Genomic DNA, 15,192 nt, shown 5'->3' on the forward strand with positions numbered 1-15,192 from the left:
ACTGATTGTAGGGCACAATTTCAAAACGAAAAAAGCACCTCCAAAGGGTGCTTTTTTCACATTCGTGTCAATTATACAGCGCGCGTAACCTTGCCCGCTTTCAGGCAGCGCGTACACACGCGAACCCGCTTCACGGTCCCGTTGACGTTGGCACGTACCAACTGGATGTTGGGAAGCCAACGGCGTTTGGTCAGGATGTGTGAGTGGCTTACCTTGTTGCCGACCTGAGGTCCGCGTCCGCAAATTTCACATCGTCTAGCCATGCGAACACCTCCTTGACCACGATAATTCGTAAATTTTGGCATACTCATGGTTGTAAAACCGAAATTGACCTCGTGTAGTTTAGCACATATGCATAGTTTCCGCAACTATGCTTCCGAGGACGTGCGTCTTTATAGTACAATAGTGGAAAACACGCAGAAGTGGATAGGGAGGACTCCCATGCCGAAGACCATTGAAACGCAGTACGGCCAAGTATCCGTCGCAGACGAAGTCATTGCCACCAGTGCTGGCTACGCGGCGATGGAGTGTGAGGGGCTCGCCGCAATGGCGTCGCGACGTCAGGTGGTAGATCGCCTGACAGAAGTGTTTGGGCGAGATAACCCGGGACGCGGTGTGGAGGTGCGGTTTGCCGATGGTTCTCTGCATGTAGACTTATATATCGTGGTCAATTACGGCGTCAACATTTACGAAACGGCACAGACGATTCGGCAGAAGGTGCATTATCTCTTGTCGGACACCGTCGGCGTAGACCCGACGACCATCAATATTTTTGTTCAAGGTGTGAAGTTTTAGTGCTCGGGCTTGTTCTTTGCGATTGCGCCAACAAGTCCGCGTGCCGCGATGGAGTGTCGTTTGAGTGAATCTAAGGCAAACGCCCGTGCGCAGCCTGCCAGGGGTCGGTCCCAGTAAGGAGACTGAACTGGCTGCGCTCGGTATTCATACAGTAAACGACTTATTACATGCGTTTCCGTATCGCTATGAGGACCGCAGAGTGAAGCCGCTTGCCGCTTGGCAGGACGGGGAACGCATCACTGTACGTGCAACCGTTGCCGGTGAGGCAACGGTTCGTTGGCGTGGATCGAAATCGATGTTGTCGGCGAAACTTCGCGTTGACGGCCAAAACACGATTTTCGCGACCTGGTTCTCACAGCACTATTTGAAACCAAAAATGACCGATGGGCGCATTGTGACCGTCACAGGGAAGTGGAACGAGCAAAAGCGCCTGCTTGCCGTGTCTGAGACGTCGTTTGACGCCGCTGAACGCGTTCGCGTAGGTGTTCCGTTTTTACCTGTGTATCACGCGAGCAAGTCGTTTTCTTCCCGCCAGTTGCATCAGTTGATTTTAAAGGCATTAGATCTCTATGCGAACGAGTTGCCTGAATTACTTCCGTTTGCTTTATCTCAAAAGTATCGTTTGTGGTCTCATCGCGATGCTGTTCGCGCCATGCATCAACCGACCTCGGCGGAGGATTTGCGCCAGGCGAGACGGCGATTAGTGTTTGAAGAGTTTCTGCTCTTCCAAATGCAACTACACTGGTTTCGCGAACATCGGGCACAACCTTTGGGACACCATAAAGAGATATCCGATGCGGCTGTGGAGCGGTTTCGACAAGCGCTCCCGGCGCAGTTGACCGACGCCCAGATGAAGGCATGCGAGGAAATTCTGGCGGACCTTCGCGCACCAAAGATGATGGCCCGCTTGCTGCAGGGTGACGTTGGTTCAGGAAAGACCTGGGTGGCTTTGTTTGCGTGTTATGCGGCATACACAGCGGGGTACCAAGCGGCGCTCATGGCGCCGACAGAGATTCTGGCGGAACAGCATTATCGGGAAGCAGTACGCGTGTTATCGCCACTTGGCGTCGAAGTGAGACTTTTGACTGGTAGTACGGGTGTCAAAGATCGGCGGACGGCACTGTCTGGTCTCGCCAGTGGTGATGTGCATTTGATTGTCGGTACACACGCATTATTGACAGACGATGTGGCATTTTCTCGACTGGGTTTGGTGGTCACAGACGAGCAGCACCGGTTTGGTGTCTCTCAGCGCTCCGTGTTACGGGCAAAAGGGGAATCTCCGGACGTTCTCATGCTGTCGGCTACGCCAATTCCCAGAACGCTTGCGTTGGCTGTCTACGGGGATGTCGATGTCTCTGTGTTGAATGAGGTGCCGCGAGGACGCCAACCGATTGAAACCATCGCCTTTTCGATGAATCATGAGGACGACGCCATTCGCCTCGTTCGACGAGCTTTGGCCAAAGGCCAGCAGGCCTACATTGTGGCACCGACGATTGAAGAGTCGGAAACGATGGAGATGGCGGCAGTGACCGACATTTTCGAGCGCTTGCAGGACAAGCTCGCGGGCTATTCTGTGGCACTGTTGCACGGCAAGATGAGCGCCCGGGAAAAGGACGACATCATGCGCAGGTTTCGCGACTGCGAGACGCAGGTGTTGGTGGCGACCACCGTGATCGAAGTTGGAATCGACGTGCCGAACGCGACCGTGATGGTGATTTACAACGCGGAACGTTTTGGCCTCGCGCAACTCCATCAATTGCGCGGCCGCGTAGGGCGCGGGGCAGAGGCGAGCACGTGTGTTCTTTTGACGGAAGTGCACAATGAGACTGCGAAAGCGCGCATTGAGACGATGGTATCGACGCAGGATGGTTTTGTGATTGCCGAAAAGGATCTAGAACTGCGTGGACCCGGTGAATTTTTGGGCGTTCGGCAGAGCGGCCTTCCGCAGTTTGCAGTTGGCGATTTGGTACGGGACTACAAAATTATGACGGTTGCCCGCGAGGAAGCGACCGCGATGTTGCAATCGGATGCGTTTTGGTTGTCACCGGCGTATGAGCCGCTTCGGAAGGCGATTGAGCAGTTGCCGGAACAGGCGTTTTACCGGGATTGAGTCGCGTTTGTCAAACGTGTGCGGAATTTGTCGGATGTGGTCGAAACTGGTAATTATAATTCTCCTGGATGCGAGCATACTACGACTACAACGACAAGGGGAGGTGAAATGGCATGGCGAATAACAACAGTGGGAGCAACCAGCATTTGATCTCCGGAGCAAGCCGCGCACTTGACCAAATGAAGTACGAAATCGCATCCGAGTTCGGCGTGCAATTGGGCGCTGAGACGACCGCTCGTCAGAACGGTTCGGTCGGTGGTGAGATTACGAAACGTTTGGTGGCGTTTGCTGAACAACAGCTTTCTGGCCGCTAAACCTTGCGTTGCACGAAAGAAAGGCTGTCCCTCAGGGGATAGCCTTTTTTTCGTGGGTCGTTTACCGAAAATTGTGGGCAACGCGCAAATTAGCCGCGGCGTTTTGCGAAATGGTGAACGACCCGGTCACCGGTCATTTGCAAAATCTGAACGAGGATAATCAAAACAATGGTCGTCACAATCATGACGTTGGTCTGGAAGCGCTCATAACCATAACGCACGGCTAAGTCACCCAAACCACCGCCGCCAATGACGCCAGACATCGCCGAGTTGCCGACGAGCGCGACGGCGGTGAGCGTGACACCAGCGAGGATGCTCGGCCAGGATTCCCGAAGTAACACGCGCCATACAATCATCATGACGCTTGCGCCCATCGACTGCGCTGCTTCAATGACGCCAGGATGAACCTCGCGCAGGGCGGTTTCAGCGACGCGGGCGAAAAATGGCGCCGCGCTGATGACCAAAGGCACAATCGCCGCGTTGACACCAATCGATGTCCCGACTATCCATTCTGTGAACGGAATCAGGGCGATTAACAGAATGATGAACGGGACGGAGCGAACGATGTTGACAACGATGGATGTCACCTGATACACAATCCGATTCGGTCGCAAACCGCCTGCTGCAGTCATGTATAACAGGATGCCAATGGGCAATCCGATGACGACCGACAGCAGTGTCGAAATGGCAATCATGTAGATAGTCGATCCGGTCGCCTGCCAAATATCCGGCCACACAATTCCGTTTAACACGATACAGTCACCTCCGTCGCTTGTGGTGAAATGTCATTGATCCGTTCTTCCAGCACCATGAATCCTGCCTGTTCCAACCGCACAATCGCCACATCTACGGCCGTTTTCTCACCGAACCAAGCGATGGTCAATTGACCAAAGGGAACATCTTTCACTGTGTCAATGGTCCCGCGCAGGATGCTAAACGTGCAACCTGTCGATTGCGCGACGTCAGCCAAAATTGGGTCGTGCGCAGTGGCCCCGGTAAAGGCGATTTCGATCACGCGCGTAGCCGCCGGTGGCACAGTCAGCGAAAGCGGCGCTTGATGTAACTGAAACAGGCGCTTGGTGACGTCGTGCGATGGTTTCAACAACACATCTAAGACGCGGCCCGATTCGACAATGGCGCCTTCCGTCATGACAGCGACCCGATCGCAGATGTCTCGGACGACCTCCATTTGGTGTGTCACCATGACGATGGTCAGACCGAGTTGGCGGTTGATGTCTTTTAACAGCGACAAAATGGATTTTGTCGTCTCCGGATCTAACGCGGATGTCGCCTCATCACACAAGAGCACAGACGGCTCGGCCGCGAGTGCGCGCGCAATCGCCACGCGCTGTTTTTGTCCGCCAGAGAGTTGGCTTGGGTACTGTCGTTCGTAGCCAGTCAGTCCGACGAGTTGGAGCATTTGTGCCACGCGTGCACGCACTTGCGCGGCGGGCATCTTGGCTAAACGCAGTGGAAAAGCGATATTTTCTGCCACCGTCGCTGAGGACAGCAGGTGAAAATGTTGAAAGATCATGCCGATTTTTCTGCGTTTCTGGTTTAGCTCGCGCTTTGACAGGCGGGTCAGGTCGATACCGTCCACAATGACCGATCCGGCGTTCGGGCGCTCTAACAAGTTGATACAGCGTAACAGGGTACTTTTGCCGGCACCGGAATAGCCGATGAGCCCAAACACCTCACCTGTCTCAATGCGCAGCGACACGTTGCGCACAGCCGTGGTCTCGCCGCCGCGGCTTTGGCGATATGTCTTCGAGATGTTGTCTAGGATAATCACAGTCGCTGAATCTCCTATCTGTTCAACAGGATAAAAAACGAAAAGCGCGCCATGAGAAGGCGCGCTTGTGCTCGTCTTCTCATCTATCGGACGTGCTTTTGTCCGCAGGATTTAGCACCGCCAGTGCGCCGTAGTTTGGTACGGTCACATCGGTTGCCGGGCTTCATAGGGCCAGTCCCTCCGCCGCTCTCGATGAGAAATATTATCCCGTTGCGTAGTTTTCTACGTAGTTTTTCGTCGTGTAAATCAGACAGTCACCAAGTCTATACCACAGAAAGTTTATACTGCAGAGAAAATCCTTGCAACTCTATTGACAACTGGGTGGTATATGCTGTACAATCTATTTCAGGCCCACGGCGAAGCTACTTGCGCCGGTCAAAATAAAGTACGTGACAACGATAAAAAGCAATTGACTCTTATCGAGAGTAGGCTGAGGGACTGGCCCTATGAAGCCCGGCAACCGACATGGCAACATGCACGGTGCTAACTCCTGCGGATTTTCCGGGAGATGAGAGGACATGTCAAACCAAGCCTCTTTTCCCTGTGGAAGAGAGGTTTTTGTCGTTGGGCCGAGGAGTGGAGAGGGGACTGCCAATTATGCGCAATATCAAACGTGCGACCGCAGTCGTTGCGGCGGTTACTTTAAGTTCCGCGTTTGCCGTCGGGTGTGGTACCGCGGGGACAGACAATCAATCGACAAACAATGTCAATGGGACTGCTTCTGCGAAAAAGGAGGTCGTCCTGAAGGTTGCCGCCAGCCCGACACCACATGCGGAAATTCTGAATGATATTAAGCCTGTGCTGGCGAAGGAAGGAATCGACTTGCAGGTTGTCGTTTACGACGACTACATTCAGCCGAACCGTGCGCTGTCGGCTGGTCAGGTGGATGCGAATTACTTCCAACACAAGCCGTACTTGGACGACTACAATCAAAAGAACCACACGGATTTGGTGCCGACGGTTGCCGTGCACTTTGAGCCACTCGGCCTTTATCCAGGTAAGAGCAAGTCACTGTCCAACATTCCAAACGGGGCGACCATTGCCGTGCCGAATGATACGACAAACGAGGCGCGTGCACTGTTGCTGCTACAAAACGCAGGGATTTTGAAATTGAAGAACCCAAACAGCATCGACGAGACAACGGCCGATATTGTTTCAAATCCTCACAATGTAAAAATTGAAGAGCTCGATGCGGCCGCAATTCCTCGGACAGTGCACGATGTCGACTACGCTGTCATCAACGGCAACTACGCAATCGACGCCGGTTATACGACGAAGGATGCGCTCGCCGTGGAAAAAGCCGATAGCCTGGCTGCCAAGACTTATGCCAATTACATTGTCATCCGCCCAGACGAGAAGAACGACTGGCGGATTAGAGACCTTGATAAGGCGATCACCTCGCCACAGGTGAAAAAATTTATTGAACAGAAATTCCAGGGTTCTGTTGTCCCCGTATTTTAATCCGTTGTATTGACTGGCCCACCCACTGTACCAGCGGTTTTCTTACCGTTTTGGGTACAGTAGGCGGGCTTTCTTCTATTTTCGTAAGGTCGTACACCTAGACAAAGTGTTGAAAAACCCCTATATTGACTCTAATCCAGAGTGTAAAAAAGAGGGAATCATGAAGTCTTTTTTCGTTCGAAGCCTACTTTGGCTGATGCCAAAGCGCGCCTATACAAACATCATTGGTGCCATCGTCCGTCGCCGCTTTAGTGCGCGCCTGATCCCTTGGTATGCGCGCCATTTTTCCATTAATCTGGAGGAATTGGCCAAGCCCCTTCAGGAGCATAAGAGTTTGGGCGAGTTCTTTTCTAGAAAATTGTCGGTGGAAGCACGACCGATTGCGAATGGTGTGGTATCGCCTGTCGATGGCGAAGTCAGTTCGATGGGCAAAATTGACAGGAACATCCTTTTGCAAATCAAAGGTCATACCTACTCGCTTGAGGAACTGTTGGTCGATGCCGAGGCAGCGGCCAGCTATGCCGATGGCTGGTATGTCACTTTATATCTGAGTCCCAGTGACTATCACCGCATTCATGCGCCGTTGGACTGTGTTGCGCGCCGCTATCGACATATTCCAGGTACGCTGTATCCCGTAAACGTGCACGGGGTTTCGCATGTGCAAAGACTGTTCGTACGCAATGAGCGCGTCGTCACGTACTTTGATTCAGCGCATGGTTCGTTTGCAATGGTCAAGGTGGGCGCAGCAGGGGTTGGCAGTATCGTCGTTCCGTTTGGTGACCTGCCGTCTGGGCGCAGGCGGCAGCGTGGGCCGATTCTCGATAAACCTTGCCAAGAGACATTTGCCAAAGGGGAAGAAGTTGGCTATTTTGCTTTGGGCTCCACGGTGGTTCTCTTGTTTCCACCGTCGGTGATGCTGCGGTTTGTCGTTTCGCCGGGGGATAAAATCCGGATGGGGCGCACCATCGCGCAAATTGGGGGGTAACCGATTTTTCCCGTTTTGGCGGTGATAAATTACTAGGCTATCAATTTGGAAAACATACCAGCCTATGCTACGGGGTTGCCCCTATGCATGAAAACTTGTACATTGTAGTAGGAATAGACTAGCGTCTACATATGAATGTTGGGGTGAATCGTCAACGTGAAAATTATGATTGCCGGTGGAGACGGGTTTTGTGGATGGCCGACCGCGCTGTACTTCTCTGAAAAGGGACACGACGTGGCTATTGTCGACAACCTCATCCGCCGCGAGTGGGACAAAGAATTAGGAACCCAATCGCTAACACCGATTGCCTCCATGGATGAACGATTGAAAGCATGGACAGAGAAGTCTGGTAAGTCCATTCGCTTTTATCTTGGCGACTTGCAGGACTATGAGTTTGTGGAACATATCTTTAGGGACTTTGAGCCGGAAGCGTTTGTTCACTACGCTGAACAGCGTTCTGCGCCGTATTCCATGATTGATCGTCAGCATGCCGTATTCACGCAAGTGAACAACGTGGTCGGCAACCTGAACGTCCTGTTTGCAATTAAAGAGATTGTTCCAGATTGCCATCTGATTAAGTTGGGTACAATGGGAGAGTATGGGACGCCAAATATCGATATCGAAGAAGGGTACATCCGAATTGTCCACAAGGGCCGCGAAGATGTCCTTCCGTATCCGAAACAGCCGTTCTCGTTCTACCATCTGTCTAAGGTTCACGACAGCCACAACATCATGTTCACATGCCGTTCGTGGGGCCTTCGTGCGACCGACTTGAACCAAGGTGTCGTTTATGGTCTGTGGACCAACGAGACACAGGGCGACGAACGTTTGGTCAACCGTATTGATTACGACGGTGTGTTTGGAACCGCGTTGAATCGCTTCTGTATCCAAGCTGCAGTCGGACATGATTTGACTGTCTACGGAAAAGGCGGCCAAACCCGTGCGTTCCTCGATATCCGCGACACGCTCCAATGTGTTGAACTGGCTGCGCTCAATCCTGCCGATAGAGGCGAATTCCGCGTATTCAACCAGTTTACGGAGCAGTTCTCCGTGCTCGAATTGGCACAGCGTGTTCAGAACGTGGCACGAGGGATGGGTATTGAAGCAAAGATTGCGCATCTCGAGAATCCGCGTGTGGAGAAGGAAGAGCACTACTATAATGCGGTTCACACCAAGCTGTTAGATCTTGGATTGCAGCCGCACCTGTTGTCTGATGAGTTGATTCAAGGGTTGATTGAAACCGCTGGGAAATACCGTGAACGCGTCGATTTTGACGTAATCCGACCGAATGCAACCTGGAGGTAATTGAGACTCATGCGAATAGCGATGTTTACGGAGACGTTTTTGCCATCGACAGACGGAATTGTGACACGATTGCGTGCCACGCTCAATTATTTGGAGCAGGAAGGGCATGAAGTGTTGATGTTCGCGCCGTCTGGCGCGCCGGCGAAATACGCCTCCGCGACCATCGTAGGGATTCCGGCCATGCCGTTTATCCTGTACCCAGAAAAGCGGTACGCGTTGCCGCTACCGCGGATTGGCCGAGCAATCAAACGGTTTCAACCCGATTTGATTCACGCGGTCAATCCCGCGTTTCTAGGGTTAGGCGGCATCTACTACGCATGGCGTTACCATCTGCCGCTCATCGCGTCATATCACACGAATGTGCCGGCCTATGCGCGGCATTATAAGCTCAATTTCTTGGAGCCTGCATTGTGGTGGTATTTCCGTACATTGCACAACCGTGCGGATATAAATTTAGCCACTTCTCGCGCCACGATGAACGAGTTAGAAAAGCAGGGATTTTTGAACCTTGGCCTGTGGGAACGCGGTGTGGATGTCGAGTTGTTTCAACAGGCGAAGCGTTCGACGGAGATGCGCAGGCGCCTCGCACCGAAGGCCGGGCCTAATGACCCAGTTCTTCTGTACGTTGGCCGCTTGGCGTCGGAGAAAAATATTGAACGCATCCGCCCCTGCTTAGACGAATTCCCCGACTTGCATTTGGCGATTGTGGGCGATGGTCCCTATCGGCGCGACTTGGAACAAATCTTTGCGGGGACGAATGCGCATTTCACTGGCTACATGCACGGCGCTGAACTGGCGGAGGCCTACGCGTCGGCGGATGCATTTTTATTCCCGTCGACCACCGAGACGTTGGGCTTGGTGTTGTTTGAAGCGATGGCAACAGGGTTGCCTGTGCTTGCTGCGGACAGTCCTCCGACACGCGAGGTTTTGGAGAATGGACGGGCCGGGTTCATTTTCGATTCTTCTTCGGATGCCGCGATGATTGAGTGCGTGCGGCAATTGTTGACGGACGACGAACGTCGGCGTGCTATTCAGCAACGCGGTTTGGAAATTGCCAAAACGCTAGACTGGGAAGGGCCGAGTCGGCAACTTCTGGAACATTACGAGGCGGTTTGCAAAGCACATAAATTAGTTCCGCGGCCGGTTCAGTCAGGTACGCGATAAGGCCATCACGGTGGTTTGTTTTGAAAAAAGAGGGATGCCCATTCAATGGGGGCATCCCTCTTTTTTGAGTGGATGGACTCACTCGACTTGAGGGTTGAAGATAAGGCAGGAGAAATGAGCGATTGCGGTTTACTCGTTTCGCTCTGCTAGACATCGTTCAACTTGTTCGGCAATCCGCAATAACTGCGCGTCTCGTCCCATGCCACCGACGAGTTGGAGGCCAAACGGCAAGCCATCAATCGTACCAGCAGGAATGGAAATGGCCGGTACGCCCGATAAATTCCATGGATTGGTGAAGCGCGTCATGAGTGGCCGAATGTGGGTGGTTCCTTCTGCGATGTCGATGTATTCTGTGCCGAGTTTCGGTGCGGTCACCGGCGTGGTGGGTAGAAGGATGACGTCGAGATTGACAAACCACTGTTCGATGACGCGCTGAAATACTGTACGGAAGGTCAAACTCTGGATGTATTCCTGGGCAGATACCTGACCCGACGTCTCCAGGCGTTCTAGCACGTCCGCTCCGTATAGGTGCCTGTGCGCCTGTAGTCGAGCTTGATGGACGGCGAATGCCTCCGCGCCTTGAATGTTGCCTTGGTGTGTGGCAACTTCGTTCTCGTCAAAGCGAATTTCCTCCTGGTGGATGACAAGGCCTTTCTCCTGCAGAAAGCCGAGAATGGATGCAAAGTGCCGCTTGACTGGCGCGGTACCGAATCGGTCAATCAGCCCTTGCGGAATACCGATGCAGAGGGGGGTATGCGCAGCCTGGTCCAGTGCGGCGAACAGGGATTGGCTCGTCCCGTGTGCGCCGGTGAGCACGTCGGTCACAAGCGCCGCATCGCGGACGGTGCGTGTGAGGGGGCCGACGTGATCGAGCGTTTGAGCAAGGGGGAGCACCCCGTCCACGGGCACAAGGCCGTGTGTCGGCTTGTAACCGACAATCCCCGTTAAGGATGCAGGAATGCGAATGCTCCCGCCAGTATCCGTGCCAATGCTAGCGAGGACGAGTGCCGCCTTGACGGATGCGGCGCTACCGCCACTCGATCCGCCCGTCATTCGTTCACGGTCAACCGGATTTCGTGCAGGCCCAAAATGAGGGTTTTCGTTGGTGATGCCGTAGGCAAACTCGTGGAGGTGCGTCTTGCCGACGATGACGGCCTGTGCTTGCTCGAGGCGATTCACGACTGTAGCGTTCGCCTGCGGCTGGAAGTCGCGGTAAATCTGACTTCCATAGGTGGTTTTGGAGAACGAGGTGTCAATCAAATCTTTGATGGATATCGGTATGCCTGCGAGTGGGCCAAGTGCTTCCGGAAATGTTTCGTAGAGTGTGTCGACGGCGGCGGCTCTTTGCCGCGCATAGTCGTCGCTTACGCTCAAGAACGCATTCAAATCGGGGTTGACCGATTGAATGCGCTCCAGGCAATGATTCGTCAATTCAAGTGCCGTGTACGCGCGGCGCCTTAGCATTTGAAGACTGGCGACGAGCGTCTCGGGCAGTGTTGTCATGGCCATGAAGGTGTACTTCCTTTCTAGGGCTATGGGTGGTGCGGTATTGCTTATCCGTTGACTTGGATAACGAGGAACCCAGCGCGTTCCAAGTCTTCGACGAGGGTGTTCAACTTGCTGGATTTCCGTACTTTTAACAGTACGCGGCGGTTTAAAGGCTCTCCCGCGTCAAAAGGAACGCAGGTCACAACGCTGACGCCGAGGCGATGGGTCGCGTTGAACATTCGCTCAAATGCGCCTTCCACTTCCGGTACGCCCAAAAGCAGCCGATCTGATTCGACATTTTTCGCAAATGCGACCGCGAGCGCATTTTGTACATTGCTGCGCTTGACGATGCCGAGAAACTGCTCTCCTTGCACGATGGGGACAAACGGGATTTTTGTGATGATTTCGATGGTGTCCTCAAAGTGATGATCTAAGCTGAGTTTTGGGACGTCACGAAGGACGCAGGTGCCAATCGGCTGGTCCAGAAAACGTTCATATGAACCATTTTCCGCCTTGTAAAACGTTTCGAACGCTTCGAAGATGCTGCGCTTGCTGACAATGCCTAGGAACTGTTCCTCGTCATCGATGCATGGCAAACTCAGATGTTTCGACATTTTTTGTAGTGCAGCGCGGATGGTTTCATTTGGGCGAATGAGCACCAATTCGGAAACTGGCGTTAAGCAGTTGCGGATAAACACGTTTACACACCCCCGTATCTTGCTGAAATTATACTACGGCCAGGTTCGAAACAGGGAGAGTAAGTTGTGCTGTGCGGTGCAGAAAACCCACGCCCGGGTACGCGTGGGTCTGCCGGTGCTTACCATGGTCGGTTCGCACGCTTCTGGGAGAGGAGAAAACCGGAGGAAGAGTGGATGGGGATACCGCTCTCTTCGCACTCGGTTGCCTACAACAGCTATCGCCGTTGTCAAAAGTAGTATCGACCATATTGAGTACGCTCATACACAGTTTGTTGTGGTTTACCGCAGTTTTGATGAACCAAAGCCATATGGTAAAGTTGTGAAATCAAGATTAGTAAGTGGGGTAGACAATCGTGCGCGTCATCGCGGGAAAGTGGAAAGGCCATTCACTGCAAGCGCCAAAGGGGCGAGATACCAGGCCGACGACCGACAGGGTGAAAGAGTCGATGTTCAACCTGTTGCCGCATCAGTTGGAGGGCGACATTGTCGTTGATTTATTTGCAGGCTCCGGCGCGCTTGGAATCGAAGCGCTCAGCCGTGGAGCGAAAAGGGCGGTATTTGTCGATGCCGATAGGCGCGCGTTCAATGTCGTGCGGGAGAATCTCACGAAACTCGACGCGCTTGCGCAGGCGACGGTATGGAGCCTGGATTGGCGGCGGGCCGTCGCGAAACTCTCGGCGGAAGTACCAGATGTCGATTGGGTGTTTCTAGATCCGCCGTATGACAAGGCGTTATGGGAACCCGTGGCGATGGCACTCGCAGAGCATGTCCAGATTCACGGAGGGATTGTTTGCGAGACGCCGAAACACCACACACTCCCACCCGACATGGGTGGATTTGTTCAGGTAAAGTATAAAGTGTATGGCGATATCGCCGTCAGCGTCTACCAACCACAGAATTGATGACTGATTGCGGCGTATACCGTGTTGTGCATCAATTGGAAACCGGAGGAATAAACATGCGTCGCGCCGTCTATCCTGGCACATTTGATCCGATTACAAATGGACATTTAGATATCTTACGGCATGTCGTTGGGCTGTTTGACGAGATCATCGTCGGCGTTCTTCACAATCCGGCGAAGCACCCGTTGTTTACGGTCGATGAACGGGTCGAATTCGCACGTGAGGCGACACAGGGATATGCCAACGTGTCTGTCGCCTCGTTTTCTGGCTTGTTAGTCGATTTTTGTCGCGCAAGGGACGCTTCGTATATCGTTCGAGGCGTTCGTAACCCTGCGGATTTGCAGGTGGAAATGCAAATGGCGCAGATGAACGAGTCGCTGTATCCCGAGGTACATACGCTATTTGTACCTGCGTCTCCAGCATTGTCGTTTGTCAGCTCGTCGTTAGTCAAGGATATTGCCTCACATGGCGGATCGGTGCGAGCGTTTGTATCAGACGTCGTAAACGATGCATTGGTACGTCGTATTGGGCAGAATGGGGCGAATGCCGAGGGGTGAGGAACATGTGCGAGCGCAAGCTCGGGCTTGCCTTAGGATCCGGTGGTGCAAAAGGTTTTGCGCATATTGGGGTCCTTGCCGCGTTGACAGACTATGGGATTCCTGTCCACGCCGTGGCGGGATCTAGTATGGGCGGGCTCGTTGGTGCAGTCTATGCAATGGGAACTTCACCGCGCATGTTGCGTGGCCTCGCTATCAGTTTGAAACGTCGACATTGGCTCGACTTCACCGTTCCAAAGATGGGGTTAATTCAAGGGGCGAGAGTGGAACAGTTAATTGGACTCTTGACCCGCAATGGCACGTTTGACGACACGGTCATTCCGCTGGCCGTGGTCGCGACGGATCTCATTCGCCGCCAGTTGGTCGTTTTTCGCAGCGGCAATATTGCGCAGGCGGTGCGGGCCAGCATTTCGATTCCCGGCGTATTTGTCCCGGTTGTCCGCGACGGCGCCGTGTATGTCGATGGTGGCGTTCTCCAGCGTGTACCGGTGGCTGCGGCGTGGGAATTGGGGTGTGACGTGGTCCTCGGGGTCGACGTCGGGGTGACGCCGGTCGGTACAGTGCCGAAGTCGATTATGGATGTCATTATGCAAAGTCTTGAGATGATGCAAGAACAAGTGTGCGGTGAGGTAAACAGCGGATCATCATTGACTATCACACCAGAAGTTACGCATATTGGGACAGGGCAATTTACGCGGGCCGCCGAGGCCATTGAGATTGGCTATGCCGCGACCGTCGAGCGGATAGACGAGATTAAACGCCTGTTGCAACCTGTGCAATCGCTCGGGTAATCATAACTAAGTGAATCTGTTCGGACAACCTCTAGAAGGGAACGAGGGAATATGCAACTAAACATCAAGTCCATCAAGCGCGAGGGAAATGTCGAATTTGATCAGACGGAGCGATTGACGCGGATAACCGAGGAGGTTGTCGACGTGAAGGATATCGATCCCGCTCGAATCACGGGTACGGCCACGTGGGCGGATCCGATTGTATTGGTAGAGGGTACGATTGACACGAATGTCCACTACGTCTGCAGCCGCTGTCTAACGGAGTTTGAACGCCCGCTCTCCACGCGGTTGTCGCGCGCTTATGCGGTGGATGCTGGTCAGGCTGAGGAAGATATTCCGTTGGTCGAGGGAGAACTGCTCGATTTGACGCCAGATATCGAGGAGTCTGTATTTTTGAGCCTGGATGAGCGCCCGCTCTGCCAGGCGGATTGTCAGGGGCTATGTGCGGAGTGCGGCTGCAATCGCAATCATGAGACGTGTTCTTGCGACACGCGCAAAATCGATCCTCGATTGGCCGCATTAAAAGACTTGCTTTCAGATGATGAAACAGAGTATGATGGTGAGCGGTAGTCTGTAAAGGGGGTGTCACGGCATTGGCAGTACAACAACATCGTAGTTCTAAAACGAGAAAACGTCTACGTCGAACGCACTTTAAACTTGAAAAACCAACCTTGGTGACTTGCCCACAGTGCGGCGAATACAAGCTCCCGCACCACGCGTGCAAAAACTGCGGTACGTATAAGGGACGAACAGTCATCGCAGTGAAATAAGCATCATAGGATGTAAGGCCGACCACAGCGGGTCGGTCTTTTTTATCGTCCCTCGGGTCG

At 53.4% G+C, this 15,192-nt stretch carries 17 protein-coding genes and 2 riboswitches; of the genes, 12 read left to right on the forward strand and 5 right to left on the reverse strand.

Going from position 1 to position 15,192, the window contains the following annotated elements:
- Positions 1-71: 71 nt before the first annotated feature.
- Positions 72-263, reverse strand: coding sequence for a 50S ribosomal protein L28 (gene rpmB, locus K1I37_RS09380; protein WP_021295454.1), 192 nt, complete (start codon positions 261-263; stop codon positions 72-74).
- Positions 264-441: 178 nt separating this feature from the next.
- Here rpmB and K1I37_RS09385 point away from each other — a divergent pair, with 178 nt between their 5' ends.
- The 3 genes from K1I37_RS09385 to K1I37_RS09395 all read left to right on the forward strand — a co-directional run bounded on the left by K1I37_RS09385 (position 442) and on the right by K1I37_RS09395 (position 3,219).
- A complete protein-coding gene (locus K1I37_RS09385) occupies positions 442-795 on the forward strand; it encodes an Asp23/Gls24 family envelope stress response protein (protein WP_021295455.1) in 354 nt (117 codons plus the stop codon).
- Between the two features lie 64 nt (positions 796-859).
- A complete protein-coding gene (recG, locus tag K1I37_RS09390; protein ID WP_021295456.1) occupies positions 860-2,905 on the forward strand; it encodes an ATP-dependent DNA helicase RecG in 2,046 nt (681 codons plus the stop codon).
- Between the two features lie 113 nt (positions 2,906-3,018).
- Entirely contained in the window at positions 3,019-3,219 is a 201-nt protein-coding gene (locus K1I37_RS09395; protein WP_021295457.1) for an alpha/beta-type small acid-soluble spore protein, read from the forward strand.
- 89 nt (positions 3,220-3,308) lie between these two features.
- Here K1I37_RS09395 and K1I37_RS09400 read toward each other — a convergent pair whose 3' ends face one another.
- Together K1I37_RS09400 and K1I37_RS21525 are read right to left on the reverse strand one after the other, a co-directional pair.
- A complete protein-coding gene (locus K1I37_RS09400; RefSeq protein ID WP_081653986.1) occupies positions 3,309-3,914 on the reverse strand; it encodes a methionine ABC transporter permease in 606 nt (201 codons plus the stop codon).
- Positions 3,915-3,964: 50 nt separating this feature from the next.
- Entirely contained in the window at positions 3,965-5,011 is a 1,047-nt protein-coding gene (locus tag K1I37_RS21525; protein WP_021295459.1) for a methionine ABC transporter ATP-binding protein, read from the reverse strand.
- 76 nt (positions 5,012-5,087) lie between these two features.
- Positions 5,088-5,210: riboswitch (SAM riboswitch) on the reverse strand.
- A gap of 214 nt (positions 5,211-5,424) precedes the next feature.
- A riboswitch (SAM riboswitch) is annotated at positions 5,425-5,526 on the forward strand.
- A gap of 82 nt (positions 5,527-5,608) precedes the next feature.
- Here K1I37_RS21525 and K1I37_RS09415 point away from each other — a divergent pair.
- The 4 genes from K1I37_RS09415 (at position 5,609) to K1I37_RS09430 (ending at position 9,926) form a co-directional block, all read left to right on the forward strand.
- The gene (locus tag K1I37_RS09415; RefSeq protein ID WP_021295460.1) at positions 5,609-6,472 is read left to right on the forward strand and encodes a MetQ/NlpA family ABC transporter substrate-binding protein; all 864 of its coding nucleotides are present in this window, start codon (positions 5,609-5,611) and stop codon (positions 6,470-6,472) included.
- Between the two features lie 160 nt (positions 6,473-6,632).
- Complete coding sequence (gene asd, locus K1I37_RS09420; protein ID WP_021295461.1) at positions 6,633-7,457, forward strand: archaetidylserine decarboxylase; 825 nt, start codon at positions 6,633-6,635, stop codon at positions 7,455-7,457.
- 156 nt (positions 7,458-7,613) lie between these two features.
- On the forward strand, positions 7,614-8,762 hold the full coding sequence (locus K1I37_RS09425) for an NAD-dependent epimerase/dehydratase family protein (RefSeq protein WP_021295462.1): 1,149 nt from the start codon (positions 7,614-7,616) through the stop codon (positions 8,760-8,762).
- Positions 8,763-8,771: 9 nt separating this feature from the next.
- On the forward strand, positions 8,772-9,926 hold the full coding sequence (locus tag K1I37_RS09430; RefSeq protein WP_021295463.1) for a glycosyltransferase family 4 protein: 1,155 nt from the start codon (positions 8,772-8,774) through the stop codon (positions 9,924-9,926).
- 129 nt (positions 9,927-10,055) lie between these two features.
- Here K1I37_RS09430 and K1I37_RS09435 read toward each other — a convergent pair whose 3' ends face one another.
- On the reverse strand, positions 10,056-11,435 hold the full coding sequence (locus tag K1I37_RS09435; RefSeq protein ID WP_021295464.1) for an amidase: 1,380 nt from the start codon (positions 11,433-11,435) through the stop codon (positions 10,056-10,058).
- 44 nt (positions 11,436-11,479) lie between these two features.
- Complete coding sequence (locus tag K1I37_RS09440) at positions 11,480-12,112, reverse strand: CBS domain-containing protein (RefSeq protein ID WP_021295465.1); 633 nt, start codon at positions 12,110-12,112, stop codon at positions 11,480-11,482.
- A gap of 353 nt (positions 12,113-12,465) precedes the next feature.
- On the opposite strand from K1I37_RS09440, the gene rsmD reads away from it, so the two are divergent.
- Genes rsmD through rpmF form a run of 5 tightly spaced genes read left to right on the forward strand, consistent with a single transcriptional unit; the run spans position 12,466 to position 15,132 of the window.
- Positions 12,466-13,014 (forward strand): 16S rRNA (guanine(966)-N(2))-methyltransferase RsmD, encoded by a 549-nt coding sequence (gene rsmD, locus K1I37_RS09445; RefSeq protein WP_021295466.1) that lies wholly within the window; start codon positions 12,466-12,468, stop codon positions 13,012-13,014.
- A gap of 56 nt (positions 13,015-13,070) precedes the next feature.
- Entirely contained in the window at positions 13,071-13,571 is a 501-nt protein-coding gene (coaD, locus tag K1I37_RS09450; protein WP_021295467.1) for a pantetheine-phosphate adenylyltransferase, read from the forward strand.
- A gap of 5 nt (positions 13,572-13,576) precedes the next feature.
- On the forward strand, positions 13,577-14,362 hold the full coding sequence (locus K1I37_RS09455) for a patatin-like phospholipase family protein (RefSeq protein ID WP_021295468.1): 786 nt from the start codon (positions 13,577-13,579) through the stop codon (positions 14,360-14,362).
- A 51-nt stretch (positions 14,363-14,413) separates the two neighbouring features.
- A complete protein-coding gene (locus K1I37_RS09460) occupies positions 14,414-14,932 on the forward strand; it encodes a YceD family protein (RefSeq protein WP_021295469.1) in 519 nt (172 codons plus the stop codon).
- A 23-nt stretch (positions 14,933-14,955) separates the two neighbouring features.
- A complete protein-coding gene (rpmF, locus tag K1I37_RS09465) occupies positions 14,956-15,132 on the forward strand; it encodes a 50S ribosomal protein L32 (RefSeq protein WP_081653981.1) in 177 nt (58 codons plus the stop codon).
- Positions 15,133-15,192 lie beyond the last annotated feature (60 nt).

The sequence above is a fragment of the Alicyclobacillus acidoterrestris genome (assembly GCF_022674245.1).
Lineage (GTDB): Bacteria > Bacillota > Bacilli > Alicyclobacillales > Alicyclobacillaceae > Alicyclobacillus > Alicyclobacillus acidoterrestris.

Excerpts from the sequence above, each read along its gene's own strand:
- rpmB (WP_021295454.1), bottom strand. The coding sequence starts at position 263 with ATGGCTAGACGATGTGAAATTTGCGGACGCGGACCTCAGGTCGGCAAC.
- K1I37_RS09385 (WP_021295455.1), top strand. The coding sequence starts at position 442 with ATGCCGAAGACCATTGAAACGCAGTACGGCCAAGTATCCGTCGCAGAC.
- K1I37_RS09395 (WP_021295457.1), top strand. The coding sequence starts at position 3,019 with ATGGCGAATAACAACAGTGGGAGCAACCAGCATTTGATCTCCGGAGCA.
- K1I37_RS09400 (WP_081653986.1), bottom strand. The coding sequence starts at position 3,914 with ATGATTGCCATTTCGACACTGCTGTCGGTCGTCATCGGATTGCCCATT.
- K1I37_RS09415 (WP_021295460.1), top strand. The coding sequence starts at position 5,609 with ATGCGCAATATCAAACGTGCGACCGCAGTCGTTGCGGCGGTTACTTTA.
- asd (WP_021295461.1), top strand. The coding sequence starts at position 6,633 with ATGAAGTCTTTTTTCGTTCGAAGCCTACTTTGGCTGATGCCAAAGCGC.
- K1I37_RS09430 (WP_021295463.1), top strand. The coding sequence starts at position 8,772 with ATGCGAATAGCGATGTTTACGGAGACGTTTTTGCCATCGACAGACGGA.
- K1I37_RS09435 (WP_021295464.1), bottom strand. The coding sequence starts at position 11,435 with ATGGCCATGACAACACTGCCCGAGACGCTCGTCGCCAGTCTTCAAATG.
- coaD (WP_021295467.1), top strand. The coding sequence starts at position 13,071 with ATGCGTCGCGCCGTCTATCCTGGCACATTTGATCCGATTACAAATGGA.
- K1I37_RS09455 (WP_021295468.1), top strand. The coding sequence starts at position 13,577 with ATGTGCGAGCGCAAGCTCGGGCTTGCCTTAGGATCCGGTGGTGCAAAA.
- K1I37_RS09460 (WP_021295469.1), top strand. The coding sequence starts at position 14,414 with ATGCAACTAAACATCAAGTCCATCAAGCGCGAGGGAAATGTCGAATTT.